The sequence below is a fragment of the Sporosarcina koreensis genome, from assembly GCF_001531445.1.
In the GTDB taxonomy this organism is placed as follows: domain Bacteria; phylum Bacillota; class Bacilli; order Bacillales_A; family Planococcaceae; genus Sporosarcina; species Sporosarcina koreensis_C.
The window spans coordinates 66,400-82,572 of record NZ_LQYA01000004.1 but is presented as its reverse complement, the minus strand read 5'-3'; the positions used below and the strand labels follow the sequence as shown (position 1 = coordinate 82,572).

At 46.3% G+C, this 16,173-nt stretch carries 11 protein-coding genes; 6 read left to right on the top strand and 5 right to left on the bottom strand.

What is annotated here, in order from left to right; all coding sequences use genetic code 11:
- Positions 1-14: 14 nt before the first annotated feature.
- Together AWV70_RS01545 and AWV70_RS01540 are read right to left on the bottom strand one after the other, a co-directional pair.
- Complete coding sequence (locus AWV70_RS01545) at positions 15-389, bottom strand: VOC family protein (protein WP_060203654.1); 375 nt, start codon at positions 387-389, stop codon at positions 15-17.
- Positions 390-434: 45 nt separating this feature from the next.
- Complete coding sequence (locus AWV70_RS01540; protein ID WP_060203652.1) at positions 435-1,295, bottom strand: helix-turn-helix domain-containing protein; 861 nt, start codon at positions 1,293-1,295, stop codon at positions 435-437.
- A 158-nt stretch (positions 1,296-1,453) separates the two neighbouring features.
- On the opposite strand from AWV70_RS01540, the gene AWV70_RS01535 reads away from it, so the two are divergent.
- Together AWV70_RS01535 and AWV70_RS01530 are read left to right on the top strand one after the other, a co-directional pair.
- On the top strand, positions 1,454-4,510 hold the full coding sequence (locus AWV70_RS01535; RefSeq protein ID WP_060203803.1) for an efflux RND transporter permease subunit: 3,057 nt from the start codon (positions 1,454-1,456) through the stop codon (positions 4,508-4,510).
- A gap of 269 nt (positions 4,511-4,779) precedes the next feature.
- Positions 4,780-5,388: a class I SAM-dependent methyltransferase gene (locus AWV70_RS01530; protein WP_060203650.1), complete on the top strand. Its 609-nt coding sequence runs from the start codon at positions 4,780-4,782 to the stop codon at positions 5,386-5,388.
- Positions 5,389-5,609: 221 nt separating this feature from the next.
- Here AWV70_RS01530 and AWV70_RS01525 read toward each other — a convergent pair whose 3' ends face one another.
- Positions 5,610-7,547, bottom strand: coding sequence for a GTP-binding protein (locus tag AWV70_RS01525; RefSeq protein WP_060203648.1), 1,938 nt, complete (start codon positions 7,545-7,547; stop codon positions 5,610-5,612).
- 179 nt (positions 7,548-7,726) lie between these two features.
- Between AWV70_RS01525 and AWV70_RS01520 the strand changes: the two genes are divergently transcribed.
- Positions 7,727-9,478 carry a M20/M25/M40 family metallo-hydrolase gene (locus AWV70_RS01520; RefSeq protein ID WP_235588509.1) on the top strand — a complete coding sequence of 584 codons (1,752 nt, stop codon included), beginning with the start codon at positions 7,727-7,729 and terminating at the stop codon, positions 9,476-9,478.
- A 144-nt stretch (positions 9,479-9,622) separates the two neighbouring features.
- On the top strand, positions 9,623-10,885 hold the full coding sequence (locus tag AWV70_RS01515; protein WP_060203644.1) for an MFS transporter: 1,263 nt from the start codon (positions 9,623-9,625) through the stop codon (positions 10,883-10,885).
- A 333-nt stretch (positions 10,886-11,218) separates the two neighbouring features.
- On the opposite strand, the gene AWV70_RS01510 is transcribed toward AWV70_RS01515, so the two are convergent.
- Entirely contained in the window at positions 11,219-11,848 is a 630-nt protein-coding gene (locus tag AWV70_RS01510) for a CBS domain-containing protein (RefSeq protein WP_060203643.1), read from the bottom strand.
- A 142-nt stretch (positions 11,849-11,990) separates the two neighbouring features.
- Between AWV70_RS01510 and AWV70_RS01505 the strand changes: the two genes are divergently transcribed.
- Positions 11,991-12,629 (top strand): LytTR family DNA-binding domain-containing protein, encoded by a 639-nt coding sequence (locus tag AWV70_RS01505; protein WP_060203641.1) that lies wholly within the window; start codon positions 11,991-11,993, stop codon positions 12,627-12,629.
- Positions 12,630-12,773: 144 nt separating this feature from the next.
- The gene (locus AWV70_RS01500; RefSeq protein WP_060203639.1) at positions 12,774-14,288 is read left to right on the top strand and encodes an acetyl-CoA hydrolase/transferase family protein; all 1,515 of its coding nucleotides are present in this window, start codon (positions 12,774-12,776) and stop codon (positions 14,286-14,288) included.
- 209 nt (positions 14,289-14,497) lie between these two features.
- On the opposite strand, the gene mgtE is transcribed toward AWV70_RS01500, so the two are convergent.
- Positions 14,498-15,856 (bottom strand): magnesium transporter, encoded by a 1,359-nt coding sequence (mgtE, locus tag AWV70_RS01495; RefSeq protein ID WP_060203638.1) that lies wholly within the window; start codon positions 15,854-15,856, stop codon positions 14,498-14,500.
- Positions 15,857-16,173 lie beyond the last annotated feature (317 nt).

Below are 16,173 nucleotides of genomic sequence, written 5' to 3'. Positions count from 1 at the left end.
ATCCAAAGCTTTTTTTATCCCACCACAACTTCACTCATCAACGCATGCATATTATCTTCTGTATCCTTGAAAAACGCCATCCACGTTTCCGTTTGCCCCATCTTCGCGACCATATGCGGTTCATCGATGAAAACAATTCCTTTTTTCTTGTATTCCTCATAGGCCAGTCGAATATCTTCCACGTGGAAATAAAGGACGGAACTTGAATGGCCGAACTCCTCTTTTTCAGGAAGGCTTATGAAAAGTCGTACGCCGTCGCAATCGAAAAACGCCATCGTTTCCGTTGTGAATAAAAGCTGCAAACCTAAACGATCTTTGTAAAAAGCAGTTGCTCGCATGATGTCTGTTGCAGGTAAAGCGATTTGCCCGATTTTCGTAATTGACCCCATGTGAAATCTCTCCCTTTTCTCTGTTTCTTTTATCATACATAACTATTAATCCGATTTCTTATCCAAAATCACCTTTTTACGATAATGGAGAGGAGACATGCCTATGTGCTGCTTGAACATTTTGCTGAATGAAACAGGGTTTGAAAATCCGATTTCAAATGCGATATCGGTCATATTGAGTTCGAAGTTTGCCAACAGTTTTTTCGCTTTTTGAATCCGCAGCTCCGAAATATGTTGGTGTGGCGTTTTCCCATAAACTTGCGCATAGGAACGCAATAAATGATTTGGCGACAAACAGGCGATTCTTGCAATATCAGCTAGCTTTAGGGGCTCTGCAAAAAATGCGCGGATATATTCGTGGGCGGTTGTCACCCGATGGAATAATTCGTCACGTGTGGATTTGCGCAATGCTTGAAGCGATTCAATTTCCCGTAGAGTCGTTGATTGCTCGACAATCAGAGTTTGCATAATTTGATGGAATTGCTCTTCATGCCAACACGCATCCAATTGTTTATGGTGTCTTTTCAACGTATTGATCTGCCCGTCTAAGAGAGGGCTAGTTGTATACGTTCTTTCGAAAAAGTAGAGGGGACTCGCCTTTTTATAAGGATCGGTCAGAAGTTCATTTGTCGAGGCGTCCATTGTCCGATAGACGTCTTCAGCAAATCCATCGCCGAAAAACATGCAAAACGATTCGACATCCTGTTTCTCTTCAATCCCGATTGTGTACGGCCCTTCATTCAGAAGAAGATATCGATTTTCCTCGACCGCAAAGAAACCTCTATTCGTTTTGTAAAGGGCTCTGCCATTCGAGAATGTCTTAATGGAAAGCTGTCCGTTGCCTTCCCAATAGAACTCGTTGCTTTTTGCATGCAATATAAAATTGGAGGACTCTTTTACATTCATAATCTCACCCTGACGGTACTTTCTGATTAATCAAAAGTATACCACTTCCCGAAGTTATCTACATCAAAAGTCTGAGAGGGAATCGGACTGGGGCTTGTTATAGGATGTGGAAAAACTTGCTAAGCTAATGGACAATGAAGCTGGAAAGGGGAATGGTTGTGAGGGCATTGGAGTTTATAGTTCGAAAGAAGGTATTGGTCGGTTTGTTGACCGTATTGATAGTAGCTTTGGGGAGTTTTGCGGTAGTCAAACTGGATAAGGAAATCATGCCATCAGTTGGAATGGATGGCGCATACGTAATGATTGATGCGGGAGATATGGCCGCGATTGATGTCGAGCGGTTTATCACTTCGCCGCTGGAACAGAAGTTGGAAGGGATCGAAGGTGTCGAGGAGATTCATTCGACGACGGCAATGGGGAGCAGTTCCATTGGTATAACGATTGCCCGCGGACAGAGCGATAAGGTCATGAAAGAAGTAGAGACGGCGGTGAATGAAACAAAAGCCGAGCGTCCTGAAATCCGGGAGGCCATGGCCAGTCAATATGGTGTCAGGCAAGGCTATGAGTTTTTCTTGGACCTTTCGGGCGATGATCTTCAAGCGATGACTGCATTTGCCAAGGATGTACTTGAACCGAGGCTAGAAAGCTTAAAGGAGGTTCAAGATGTCCAGCTGTCCGGTGTGTCGGAGCAGGAAGTGTCCATTGCGTTCAAACGGGATGAAATGAAAAAGTACGGGCTGGATATTTCGCAAGTTGCGGGCTTCATTGCGCAAGCGAACTCGGAAGCGACAATTGGCGAGCTGCAGGATGGCGGGAATGCGTCGCTGCTCCGTTGGAATTCGAAGCTTGCGGACATTGACGGAGTGAAGCGGATTGAAATTCCTACGGCAGAAGGCTTTATTCAACTGAAAGATATTGCGGATGTAACACTAGTGCCTCTGGAAAATTCGTCATTCGTATGGAAGAACGGGGCGAAGGAATTGGTGTTCATCCAAGTAGGGCGGGCTGCGAATATTACGCAGATTGACATGGCGAAAGCAGTTCGTGCCGAGATTCAAAAGATACGTGATGAAGGGCTCGTGAAAGGCTTTACGTTGAATGAAATGGTGGCGCAGGCGGATATCGTTCAGGAATCGATCGATGGAGTCGTCGTCAATATTCTGATCGGCAGCATTGTGGCGATTGCGATTCTGCTTTTATTCCTCAGAAATGTACGTGCCACGGTCATCATCGCGGTCTCGATCCCGACATCTGTACTGTTGACCTTTTTGACGGTATATGTGCTCGGATACAGTCTTAATATGCTGACGCTTATCGGTCTGGGGCTTGGGATTGGAATGATGGTGGACTCGTCGATCGTCATTTTGGAAGCGATATACCGGCAACGGGAACTCGGACTTTCAAAGTTTGAGGCGGTCCTTGCGGGGACGAAGGAAGTGGCGGGCGCTGTTTTCGCATCCATGCTGACGACGATCGTCGTGTTCCTGCCGATCGGTTTCATCGGCGGGGGGCTGGGCGAATTCATGATCATCCTTGCAATTGTCGTGGCGATAACATTGATCAGCTCTGTACTTGTCGCATTTACGCTTATCCCTGCGCTTTCGGAGAATTTCCTTCGGTATCGGGGCATCCGCCATGCACGAAAGGAGAATCTTTTCGGTAAAGGCTACAACGCGGTCGTTTCTTGGATTGTCGGGAAAAAGCGTCGATGTGTTTTAGTGATGGCCGTCTTTTTCGGGCTGTTTGCGGGATCGCTTTTCCTCGTGAATAAAATTCCGATGACCGTCATGCCGGATGTTTTTAATCGGTATAGTGAAATCGTTGTAGCATTGGAAACAGGAGTGGAGCCTGCTGAAAAAGAGCGGCTGGCGCAACTGATGAATGACAAGATGACCGGCATTGAAGATGTCGAGTCCAGCTATGTCTTGGACAGTAGTGGAAACGAACTATTTGTCATCGTTAATATGACAAAAGGCGATGCTGTCCTTCATGAGCAAAAGGAAGTGAATGAACAGATTTTACGATCACTTCGTGAATTCCAAGATACGGAACTGATACGAACCGTGCAATTGGCGATGTCCGAAATTAGCGGCGCGCCTGTCCAAGTGATGATTAAAGGAGAAGACTTTGGTCAGATGCAGGCAATTGCGAAGGACTTCATGGGACAGCTCGGCCAGGTTGAAGGAATTGTCGGCTTGACCAATTCGATGGAACGCACGTCCGAGGAAAAGAGAATTGTGCTTAACGAGAAGGCAATTGCGGATGCCGGCTTATCGCAAATACAGGTGAAGCAGTTCATCGAGCAGGCTTTCCTTGAAATGCCTGTCGGTCAAATGATGCATGAGGGAGAAAATGTGCCTTTAATGGTTAGTTGGGAATCGAAAACGGATACGCGTGAAGCGCTATTCGATTTGGAAATCCTGACGATGGAAGGCGATAAGAAATTGTCGGCTTTTCTTAGCTTGGAAGCTGTCTTTACGCCAAACGCAATCACGCATATCAGCGGAGAACGATTCATCACGGTATCGGCGGATATTGAAGGAAGGGATTTAGGGGCAATCAATCGCGACGTGCAAAAAGTCATTAGCGAATTCAATGCGCCCGCGGACTATGCAATCGATGTGGCCGGCGATATCGAACAGCAACAGCAACTCATGATGGAAATGCTTCTAGTGCTTGGCATTGCGCTTTTCCTCGTCTATTTCGTAATGGCAGTCCAGTTCAATCACCTTGGCCAGCCGCTCATTGTCATGTCTGTCATTCCGATGGCAATCATCGGCGTTATCATCGGATTATTCGTCACACAGATGGAACTGAATCTGTTGTCCGGGATGGGCATCATTATGCTGATCGGCATCGTGTTGAATAATGCGATTCTCTTGATTGACCGGACGAACCAGCTTCGTAGGGAGGGGATGTCTGTGCAAGAGGCGTTGGTTGAAGCGGGAAGGAACCGGGTTCGTCCAATCTTCATGACGACTTTGACGACAGTCGGCGGCATGCTGCCGCTTGCACTCGCTTCGGGTGCGTCGGGCAATTACCAAGCGCCGCTCGCAACAGTGTTGATCTCCGGATTGCTGTTTGCGACTTTCATAACGCTCTTACTCATTCCTTCGGTGTACCGTTTGTTTACGAAGACTGAGAGAGTGGCGGAAGCGGTGACTTCTAAGCGGAAGAAGCGTGTAGCGACACGGTTGGCTGAACCTGTGAAATGAAATATGAGAAGCTAGAAACTCTTAAAGTGTACTAAACACGCATAAATCAAGTTATTACCGCATAAAATGTTCCAAACACGCATAAGTTGAATGATTAACGCATAAAATCGCACAATGGCGCATAAATGTTAATAGCTGCTCATAAATGGCTAGAAAGCCGCATAAATGTCTTCACACGATCTTCATGAAAATGGAGATCGTGTTTTTCCGCTTGTCTTCCGGCAAGCAAGACGGCTACAATGAGGCGATGAAGAAAGGGAGTGAGTTCGTTGAATGAAAAGGAATATGACAACCTTCTTCGAATTAAAACGGCCGGAACACTTGAGTTGCTAAGCCAGTCTGCCCATTATAACCGCTATGAAGCGACACCTTACGAAGCGTTGGATGAACTGTTCAAATCATATGAGCTGCAGCAGTCGGACGGCTTCGTCGATTTCGGATGCGGCAAAGCGCGTGTCTCATTTTATGTTCATCATCATTTCGGGGCATCGGTTACCGGCATTGAAATGAATGGACAGCTTTATCAAGATGCGATTGAAAACTTGGCTCGTTACCGGCGCAAAGCGAAGCGCTATGGCGGGGCAATCCGTTTTGAACGATGCTTCGCAGAAACGTATGACATCGATCCTTCGGAGAATAAATTTTACTTCTTTAATCCATTTTCCATCCAAATTTTTATGACGGTTATCGGAAATGTTCTACTGTCTGTGGAGCAGGTTGCTCGCCCAGTTGACGTCATCCTTTATTACCCGACCGCGGAATATGTGCAATTTATGGACAACCAGACACCGTTTGTGCTTTGGAAGGAAATTAAAGTCGACCGGCTTTATGATAAAAATGAAAATGAGCGGTTTTTGATCTATCGATTAGGTGAGTAGGGGAGATATCGATCATTTCCTGAAGGATATCGTTCATTTCCCGGCATATATCGATCATTTCCCAAGATATATAGTCATTTTGTGACCTTGTACCTAGAGGTTTTTTGCATTTGTCAAAGGCATTTGGCGCGAGTGGGCTCGTCGTTTGCGATGAAAATGACCGCGGAAGAGAAAAAGTAGTAGCCCTTGCCCGCCGCGCCTAATGCCACTTAACAAATCAATCACAACAAATGCATCGCCGCCTCCGCTTCATGCCACGGAACAGGGTAGCCCTTGCCTTTCGCGCAAAAAATTGATGTGGATGTGTATTCCGGGTCGGCGTCTTTGTTGTAGCCGATTGCTTCGATCACTTCCTCGGGATTATGGCATTCGTCATAGCCGCCGAACTGTAAGGTGAGCGCGCCTTTTCCGTTCGTGTATGAGGCAAAGACGGTGCTATAATTCATGAAAGTGGCAACCGGGACACGGCCTGTTACGACAGTTGTTTCACCGATCGTTTCAGGTGGAGCAAAACTACCGGACGCTTGCTGAATGTCAGAAAGAACGCGGCCGATATGGTCCATTCCGACTTTAATTTTGAAGTCATAAACCGGTTCGAGTAGGACGTTATCCGCTTTTTCCAGCCCTTGCCGCAATGCGCGGAATGTCGCTTCCCTGAAGTCGCCGCCGGACGTATGTTCATTATGGCCTCTTCCTGTCATCAAAGTGATTTTTACATCAGTCAATGCCGATCCTGTCAATAAACCATGATGCGCCCGCTCAAAAATATGGGTTCGCACCAAGTTTTGATTGCCGATGGATAAATCATTCGTATGGCATACATTGTCGAATGAAATGCCGCTATTCCGTACGGCCGGCTCAATTTTCAAATGGACTTCCGCATAATGCTTCAGCGGCTCGAAATGTCCGTAGCCGTTGACGGCGGAACGGATCGTTTCCTTGTACAGGATTTTCGGATCGCCGAACGACACGTCGAAGTGGAAGCGGTCCCGCACAATTTGCCTCAACACCTCAAGCTGGATGACCCCCATGACATGAACATGCACTTCTTGGACATGCTCGTCCCAGACGACGCGCAACGAAGGATCTTCCGCGTCCAGCATTTTAAAGCAGCGCAGCACTTCTTTCACGTGGATGGAAGAATCAAAAATGATTTTTGATTTCAACGTAGGAATCAAGTCAAACTCCGCCTTCTCAACGATTGCGCCGAGTGGATCACCCGCGCCTGCCTCAGAAAGCCCAGTTACAGCGACGATTTCTCCCGCATGAGCAACGTCTATCATTTGAAACTTCTTCCCGTTATATCTTCTGATCTGCGTAATTTTCTCCTGCTTGCCGGCAAACTGCACTTCATCCCTAACATGCAAACCCCCTTGCAGCACTTTCAGGAACGTCACCCGGTTGCCGTTTTCATCATGCCGTACTTTATAGACGCGCGCCGCGAAATCTCCTGTCTCGGCATAATCCGTAACGGTGAGCAGGTCGAACTTTTGAAGAAATTCGAGGACGCCGACGTCTTTCAAAGCAGAGCCATACCCATATGCAAAAACGTCGCGATTAGTGATCATCCGTTTCAAAGCGCCGAGCCACAGTGCTTCATCATAGCCGGCATCCATATAGTGCTCGAGCAATGTCTCGTCGCGTTCCGCAATGAATTCAATCAGGCTTTCGGTCATACTGCCTTCTTCCATTTCCGATAAATCAAAGATGTCCTCGGACAGACTGCCGCGGATTTCATCTACGACGTCCTGTAGGTTCACGCCTTCGCGATCGGTTTTATTCAAAAAGAAAAAGGTTGGGACGCGATGCTTTTTCAGCAATTGCCAAACCGTTTCAGTATGCCCTTCCACTCCATCGGCCGCGCTGATGATGACGATGGCGGCATCCATCACTTGGATGGCCCTTTCCATTTCAGGTGAAAAGTCGACGTGACCCGGCGTATCGATGAGCGTGTAGTCCCAACCGTTGAATGTGAAGGCACCTTGGTCCGCGAAGACGGTGATGCCACGGTTCTTTTCGATTTCATGGCTGTCGAGGAACGTGTCTTGATGGTCGACGCGACCCCGTTGGCGAATGCTATGTGTATGGAAAAGCAGCTGCTCGGAAAAAGTCGTTTTGCCTGCGTCGACGTGCGCGACGATTCCAATTGTTTTATGCATAGGTGCACCTCGATTTCATTTCTGGATGATTGTACTCCTATTTTAGACATAAACGTGGGTGAAAAGGAAGTTTGCTTGGAGTGGAGCCTTGTTGTAGATTGCTCCTGTGCGGGGGTCTAAAGTCCCGAAAAAAGCAAAGCTAGTCCGAACTTGCGCATAACTTGTAGGTGCACTCATAAATGACAGCAAGTACTTATAAATCGAACATCCGCCCCCATATTGATCATTTTGATAAAATTAAATTGACTTTCAATTCTTGCCGTCGTACGTTTAAAACAGCAGATACAGGTAGAGGGGGCAACAAAATGGGAGTAGGGGAATTGATGTGGAATCGACCTGAACAACTGGAGGACCTATTATGTGAATTGGTCAGTTGGGATAGCCGTACGGGGACAGCAGGGGAAATCGAGTTTTCGACGAGAATCGTAAAAAAGCTGCTGGAATTGCCATATTTCCAGGAGAACAGTTCATATATTCATTTCCATGATGCGGGCAAGGGAAGAAATGCGGTAACAGCCCTTTATAGCAGCGGGGTGACAAGGAAAACAATCGTGTTGATCAGCCATTTTGATACCGTTCATACAGAGGAATTTGGTGCAGGTTTGGAAGATCTTGCTTTCTTGCCTAAACAGCTGACGGAGGAATTGAAAAGCCGGATGGAGGAATTGCCGGAAGATGCGCAAGAGGATTTGGCTTCGGATGAGTACCTTTTTGGCCGCGGAACGATGGATATGAAGATGGGACTTGCTTTGCATCTTCATTTATTGGAAAGGGCAAGTGTCGAGAAATGGCCCATCAATCTTCTTTTATTGACAGTGCCCGACGAAGAAGTGAATTCTTCTGGAATGAGGGCTGCTGTGAAGGGACTTGTTGAATTAAGGGAAGAATATCAATTGGAATATGAGCTTTTTTTAAACGGAGAGCCGTCGTTTTCACAAAAACCACAAGATCCGAATTATTATATTTACTCTGGAACAATTGGGAAGATCATGCCTTCCGCTCTGTTTTACGGGAGAGAGACGCACGCGGGAGAGCCATTGAGTGGCATGACAAGCCATTATATGGCGTCGTATCTGACAAAAGCAATGGAGTTCAATGCCGATTTCGTAGAAGAGGCATACGGGGAAAGGACACCTTTGCCGGTTTGTTTGCAGCAACTTGATTTGAAAGAGGATTACTCGACTCAAACATCCCATCATAGTGCGGCTTTGTACAATGTCTTTGTGATGCGGCAAAACGCAGACGGAATCATGAAGATATTCAAGGATACCGTTGTACGGGCCATGGCGGAATGTGAAAGGGATTATAGTGCGGTTTGTGAACGTGAAGGTGTCGAGCCGATCGGGGATATTAACGTGTTGGAATATCGTGAATTGCTTGCGTATGCAAATGATAAAATCGGTGAAGAGGAAGTACAGATGATTATTGAAGATGTCATGGCGGATGAAACGCTTGACGAGCGGAAAATGTCCATGCTCATCAGCGATCGTCTGCTGTTGCATTGTCAGGAATTAACACCGGCTGTCGTCCTCTTTTATGCGCCTCCCTATTATCCGGCGATCAATTCATCCAATAACGAGCTTGTCCAAGAAAAGATTGCCCTAGCGCAAAAGGTTTTACGGGAACAGTTTCAAGTGGAAGCGAAGCAAGTCCATTATTTCAATGGGATTTCGGATCTCAGTTATGTGAACTACGATGCAGAGGATTCGGGATGGCAGTCGTATCAACACAACACACCCGTTTGGGGAGAGATATACAGCATTCCTTTCACGGATATGCAGCAACTTCAGGCACCTGTACTGAATATCGGGCCGTTTGGAAAAGATGCACATAAGTTAACAGAGCGATTACACAAAAAGAGCGCGTTCCTCTATACACCTCATGTGTTGACGAAAGTCATTGAAAGCATGTTTGTTTCAATAAAAGCGTGATTTACGCAAGGTCAGCCCATTTCATTCAAGGGTTGGCTTTTTTGTGATGAATAAAAAATTCATTCCTCACTACTGTTTGGCGGACATTAGTTGTACACTGTTTGTAGAGACATAGTTTTGAAGATTGAGAAAGGGGTGGGACAGATGGGAAAGGGGAAGTATACAAAGACGGAAAAAAGTTGGATGTTTTATGACTGGGCGAACTCGGCCTATTCGATCATCATCACAACCGCGGTATTTCCGATTTTTTATAAATCAATGGCGACTGAGGCGGGCGTCAGTTTAAATCAATCGACGGCGTATTTGGGGTATACGGTGGCGATTGCGACATTCATCTTGGCGATGATCGGCCCGATTTTAGGGACGATTGCGGACTATCAAGGGTTGAAGAAGAAGTTTTTCCTCGCCTTCTTCCTGATCGGTTCGCTTTCGACAGTTTCATTGGCGTTTGTGCCAGAGGGTACATGGCTGCCGCTATTGATCATTTATACGATCACCGCGATCGGCTTCCACGGGGCAAATATTTTCTATGACGCATTTCTCGTCGATGTGACGCCCGAGGAGAAGATGGATGAAGTGTCCGCTCGCGGATTCGGTCTGGGGTATATCGGCAGTACGATTCCTTTCATCATCAGTATCGCGATCATTCTTTTGGCTGACAATGGAGTGATCCCGCTTTCGATAGGTGTAGCAACTAAGCTTGCATTCGTCATCACGGGAATTTGGTGGTTCACCTTTACGATCCCGATGTTGAAAAACGTTGTCCAAGTGCACGCCATTGAACGTGAACCTAGGATTTTGGCAAGCAGCTTCCGCAGGCTTGGTGAAACGTTCAAGGAAATTAAGAAATACAGGACTGTCTTCATCTTCTTATTAGCGTATTTTTTCTATATTGATGGAGTCGGTACAATCATTTCGATGTCGACGGCATACGGAACGGATCTGGGCATCGAGGCGACCGATCTTCTCATCGTCCTCTTCGTCACCCAAGTTGTCGCAGCCCCATTTGCGATTCTTTATGGAAGGCTTGCGCAGCGCTTTTCTGTGAAGACGATGTTGTATGTCGGGATATTTGTTTATATTATTGTCTGCATTTATGCGTTCTTCCTATCGACAACATTGGATTTCTGGATACTGGCAATGCTTGTTGCGACGTCGCAAGGAGGCATTCAGGCTCTGAGCCGTTCGTATTTCGCTCAATTGGTGCCGAAAGAAAAGTCCAATGAGTTTTTCGGCTTCTATAATATTTTCGGTAAATTCGCGTCCGTCATGGGCCCTCTATTGCTTGGCGTGACCGCTACATTGACCGGCAGCTCTGCATATGGTGTGTTCAGTCTTGTCATCCTGTTCATCATCGGGGGTATTTTGCTCCGGATGGTGCCGAAGCCGGAAAGTGAGCTTGCGTGAAATTCGTTATAAAATGAAGAACAGGGGCTGCCCGGAAAGTCGGTTTTCACCAACATTCCGGACAGTCCCGTTACATTTGTATAAGCGATCATAAACCGTTGCAAGTGATCATAAATCCCGGCAAGTGATCATAAATCGTTGCAAGTGATCATAAACCCCGGCAAGTGATCATAAATCGTGGCAAATGATCATAAACCCTGGTAAGTGATCATAACCCGTTGCAAGCGATCATAAACCGTGGCAAGTGATCATAAAATGCCCCCAAAGAAAAAGACTGTCACAGAGCGTCGATTCATCGACTTTCTGGACAGTCTTCTATTTGCAGTACTTATCTTATTTTGGTTCAATCCGCTGCATCTGCAAAATGCGGAACCCATGCTTTTCAAGTTTTTCGCGCATTTTGACCATTTCTTCGTCGGATTTTCCGTCTTCGAGTGTGATGACGACTCTTCGTGCGAGCGCTGAGCCGTTGTCGAGTGTGAGCATGCCTTCAATATTCTCGTCCTTCAGCGTAGTTGTCAGCTTTCTGATCATACCGCGTGCTTCCGTCGACGCAAGTGTAATATTGATGCCGCCTGTTTTTAGCCCGAATGCATCTTCCAGGACACTCTCAATTTTATTATGCGTCAAAATGCCGAGCAGTTTGCCGTCCCTGACAACGCTAATGAAAGGCAATGCTTTGATTTTAAGCAATGCGCTTAAGAAAGAAGCGTTTTCATATAAGTAAGTGTCTTGGTGTCTTAACAGGAAGTCGATTGACTTTTCGCCATCCCCTTTGTCCTCGTAAAGATAGGAAAGTAGATCAACTTTGTAAATCATCCCTTTATAGGCGTCGTCGTTGTCGACGACAGGGATGCAGCGGTATCCTGTCTCGTTGATTTTTGCTAGTGTTTCAGATACGCTTTGGTCCACCTTGACCGAAGCAACACCTAGTCTTTCTACGATCAAATCCCGAATGTGCATAATAGCTCCCCCTTATTAACTGTAGTTTCTGGTAAGTCTAAATTTTTGTTTAGATTGCTATCCATTATAATTGAAAATTGGATTGTTGTACATGAAAACTTATAATAGTAGTAACTGAAGCGCGAAAGGGGCTTGAAATACCTTGTTGAACTTGGACTCACTCCTCGATGTCGTCGGCGAGTTGTTTGCTGATGAAATCTCCATTGTTGTATCGAATACGAAAGAATATATCTATTACCGGCCAAGCAAGCGAATCGATTTGAAAATTAGGCCAGGCGACCCTGTACGGGAAGGGACGATTGCCTATAAAGCTCTCACGGAAGGACAGAAGGTTTCCGAATTCATCAACCGCGATGTGTTTGGTGTGCCGTATCACGGCATGGCCGTTCCGTTTCATGATAATGGCGTTTTGGACGGTTGCGTCGTTGCCATCTACCCTGCGTATACGGAAGGGAAGTCGGTCGTCACAGTGAAAACACAGGATGGCTGGGTGCCGGTCCCATTTTCCGAAGTGAAGTATATTGAAGTGCGGGATCGGAAAACGGTTGTCGTTGCCGATCATATTACAGGTACCCATCGGCATTCATTGCAAAACTTCGAATTCGTGCTGCCGCATGAGTTGTTCGTCCGTTGCCATCGTTCGTTCATCGTTAACGTGACGCAAATTAAAGCGATTTATCCGGATACCCACTCGACATTCATCCTCTCTATGAATGATGGTTCACAAATTCCGGTCAGTCAATCGTATTCCAGCTATTTTCGTAAACTGTTAGGGTTTTGAGGTGATTAATCGAAAATATGCTGGTTCAGTCGTTGAATGAGCTTGTCTGTTTGTAAATCCGGTATTTCATTCATAAAACCCCTTTTCAGACCATTGACGAGGTATAATTCAATTATCTAAAAGTTATGAAAAGGGGCGATTTAAATGGGTAACCATATGGATCGTATCAGAATTGAAAAATTGAAAGACTTGGTCGTTTCGGCTAAAGAGGCTGCTTCTTGGATCAAAGACGGAATGACATTGGGGCTTAGCGGGTTCACACGTGCAGGCGACGCGAAAGCGGTTCCAATGGCTTTGGTGAAGCGCGCTGAAACAGAAAAGTTCAAAGTGAATGTGTTCACGGGGGCATCTCTCGGCTCGGATATCGATAAGTTATTCGCGGAAGCGGGCATTGTGAAAAAGAGGCTGCCATTCCAAGCGGAAAAGGCGATGCGCAATGGCATTAACAATGGGGAACTTCTTTTTGTCGACCATCATCTTTCCCATACAGCGGAGTGGATTCGCTCAAATGTGACTGAACCGATCGATTTTGCAATTTTGGAAGCGATTTCAGTGACGGAGGATGGAATGATCATTCCTACGACTTCCGTCGGCAACTCGTTATCGTTTGCAAAGCATGCAAAATCAATCATTATTGAAATAAACACAGCACAGTCAACTGCATGGGAAGGCATCCATGATTTATATGATCCGGGCAAACAAGGGGAACGGAATCCGATTCCTCTGACAAAAGTGAATGACCGGATTGGAACAATCGGCATCCCGATTGATGTGGATCGGGTGAAGGGAATCGTTTTCACGAATCAACCGGATTCCGCGTCTACGATCACCCAGCCTGACCACGACACCGAAGTCATGGCTGAACATCTGCTGTCATTCCTGCGTTCGGAAGTGGAAGCGGGTCGATTGACGAAGCGGCTAGCTCCTCTTCAATCGGGAATCGGCTCCCAAGCAAATGCGGTGCTGCATGGTTTGCTGGAATCGGAGTTCGAAGATTTGGAAGTGTATTCCGAGGTGCTGCAGGACGCGGTGTTCGATTTGATCGATGCGGGCAAAATCCGCACCGCTTCGTGTGCATCGATCACATTGTCGCAGGAGAAGATGGAAAAGGTATTTGGGAATTTGGACAAATATCGGGAGAAGCTAATCATGCGCCCTCAGGAAATCTCGAATCATCCGGAAATCATCCGCCGACTCGGTTTGATTTCCATCAACACAGCGCTTGAACTCGACATTTATGGCAACGTCAATTCGACGCATGTTACAGGTACGAAGATGATGAATGGCATCGGCGGCTCCGGTGATTTTGCCAGGAATGCAAGACTTGCCATCTTTGTCACGAAATCGATTGCCAAAAACGGCGATATTTCAAGTATCGTGCCATTCGTGTCGCATGTGGATCATACGGAGCATGATGTCGATGTCATCGTGACAGAGCATGGGTACGCGGATTTACGGGGGCTTGCACCAAGGGAACGCGTTGGCCTGATTATCGCCAATTGCGCACACCCAATGTACCGTGGACAGCTATGGGAATACTACTACGAGGCGCTGGAAAGAGGCGGCCACACACCGCATGTACTTGAAAAGGCGTTTTCATGGCATATGAATCTAATGCAGCACGGCACAATGCGCCCCGTTACGGAGAAACGTATCTAACGTCCACTAATCAAGCTTTGCTATATACCGATAATGAAAAAAGCAGCCACTTAGGGCTGCTTTTTTGCTGCGCGGACGTTTTGCGCGAGTTTAGGTGAGTTATGCTTTTTTTGGGACTTCGTGCCTATCCGTCGTTCCGTGGAGAAGTAAAAAATAACCCTTAATCTTAATCGTGCCAAATGCCTTTCGACAAATAAAGGTTTTCTCACCTACATCAATTTGGAAATGAACATCGTTGCAATTCCAAAGTAAATCAGTAGGGACAAAATGTCGTTGATTGTCGTAATAAGCGGACCAGAAGCAACTGCGGGATCGACTTTGAATTTATTCAAAATCAACGGAATGACGGTCCCTGCCAACGTACCGATGATGAGCGTAGCAACAAGGGAGGATCCGACGACGAGTCCAAGTGTGAAACTGCCTTGCCAAATATAAGCGATCACGGAAATGACCGCTCCGCAAACAATTCCGAGCATGATGCCGACGAGCAACTCGCGGAAAACGAGGCTGAGCGTCTTCTTCATCGTCAGTTCTTCAGTGACAAGACCTCGGACGACGACAGCCAACGATTGGGTTCCCGTATTTCCGGTCATCCCCGCAATCATCGGCATGAAAAATGCCAATGCAACGACGGCTTCAAGTGTCGCCTCGAATTTCGCGATGATGCTGCCTGACACGAGCCCGATAAACAATAGCAAAATGAGCCATGGAAGCCGTTTATACGTTGCAACTAACGGTTTTGTGTGGAAATCGATCTCCTTGCCGGAAGCAAGCAACATTTCAATATCCTCATTCGCCTCTCGAACGACAATATCGAGCACATCATCTGCTGTAATGATGCCGACTAAAATATTGTCATCATTGACAACAGGCACGGAAAGGAAATCATGTCGCCCGATCATTCTGGCGACCTCACTCTCTTTTGCATCTTCACGCACCTTGACGATGTCTGTCGTCATCACATTGGTAATCGCTTCTCCAGGTTCACTCAAGAGCAGATCGCGGTAAGAAGCGACACCGACCAATTGCTTGTTATCATTGATGACATACACGTAATTCAAGTAATCCGCAAAATCCCTGAAGTACTTCAATTTGCTGATCGTCTTTTCAACAGAATAAGATTCATGAACCCATACATATTGGCTGATCATCGCCCGACCAGCCGATTTTTTTGGATACTTCATCTTTTTTCGGATATCTTTCTTCTCTTCATCACGCATTGTGGCAATCAGCTCATCGATTTCTTTATCTGGCAAGTCGGACAGTAAATGGGCAAGATCATCGCTCTTCAACCCAGCCAATAATTCCGTGGAGCGAACAGATCCAATCTTTTTTAAGACACGCAGCTGTTCGTTGCGCGTCAAATATCTGAGCAGAGTCATGAGCTGTTCCAAAGAGAGCCATTCTAAAAATAGAATGCGTCGTTTTCGCGGCAGGCCGCGGTAATGCACGGATATGTCATATGGAGATAATGCGCTTATGATTTTTTGAAAGGTGTCTTTCTGCCCTTCCTTCAATACATGAACAATTGCACGTGATACTTCTTCCTGATCCCCTTGTAACGACATGAATCCCTCACCTCTCTTTTTTATATAAATGAAAGTCTAGCTAACCTGTTCATTTCCCTGTTCTTATGCAAATAAACTGCATTGTGATTGCTCCGCCAAATGGAATTGTAGACAATCGGTGATAAATTCAATCGAGTCGGTGGTTATGAAGAAAGGTAAGGGGAATATCGGTCGAACGGTGATAACTCATCAGACTTCCATTTCGCTGGGCGAATCAATATCGACAATCAAACCTCAATCTCTATAAAGCAACAAAATTTGATGTTTAGCGCGAAAATGATAGGGAAAGAGAGTTAGTAGGCAAAAAAAACCGGCAT

Coding starts and splice junctions, on each gene's coding strand:
- AWV70_RS01545 (WP_060203654.1), bottom strand. CDS start 389: ATGGGGTCAATTACGAAAATCGGGCAAATCGCTTTACCTGCAACAGAC.
- AWV70_RS01540 (WP_060203652.1), bottom strand. CDS start 1,295: ATGAATGTAAAAGAGTCCTCCAATTTTATATTGCATGCAAAAAGCAAC.
- AWV70_RS01525 (WP_060203648.1), bottom strand. CDS start 7,547: ATGCATAAAACAATTGGAATCGTCGCGCACGTCGACGCAGGCAAAACG.
- AWV70_RS01520 (WP_235588509.1), top strand. CDS start 7,727: ATGACAGCAAGTACTTATAAATCGAACATCCGCCCCCATATTGATCAT.
- AWV70_RS01515 (WP_060203644.1), top strand. CDS start 9,623: ATGGGAAAGGGGAAGTATACAAAGACGGAAAAAAGTTGGATGTTTTAT.
- AWV70_RS01510 (WP_060203643.1), bottom strand. CDS start 11,848: ATGCACATTCGGGATTTGATCGTAGAAAGACTAGGTGTTGCTTCGGTC.
- AWV70_RS01500 (WP_060203639.1), top strand. CDS start 12,774: ATGGGTAACCATATGGATCGTATCAGAATTGAAAAATTGAAAGACTTG.
- mgtE (WP_060203638.1), bottom strand. CDS start 15,856: ATGTCGTTACAAGGGGATCAGGAAGAAGTATCACGTGCAATTGTTCAT.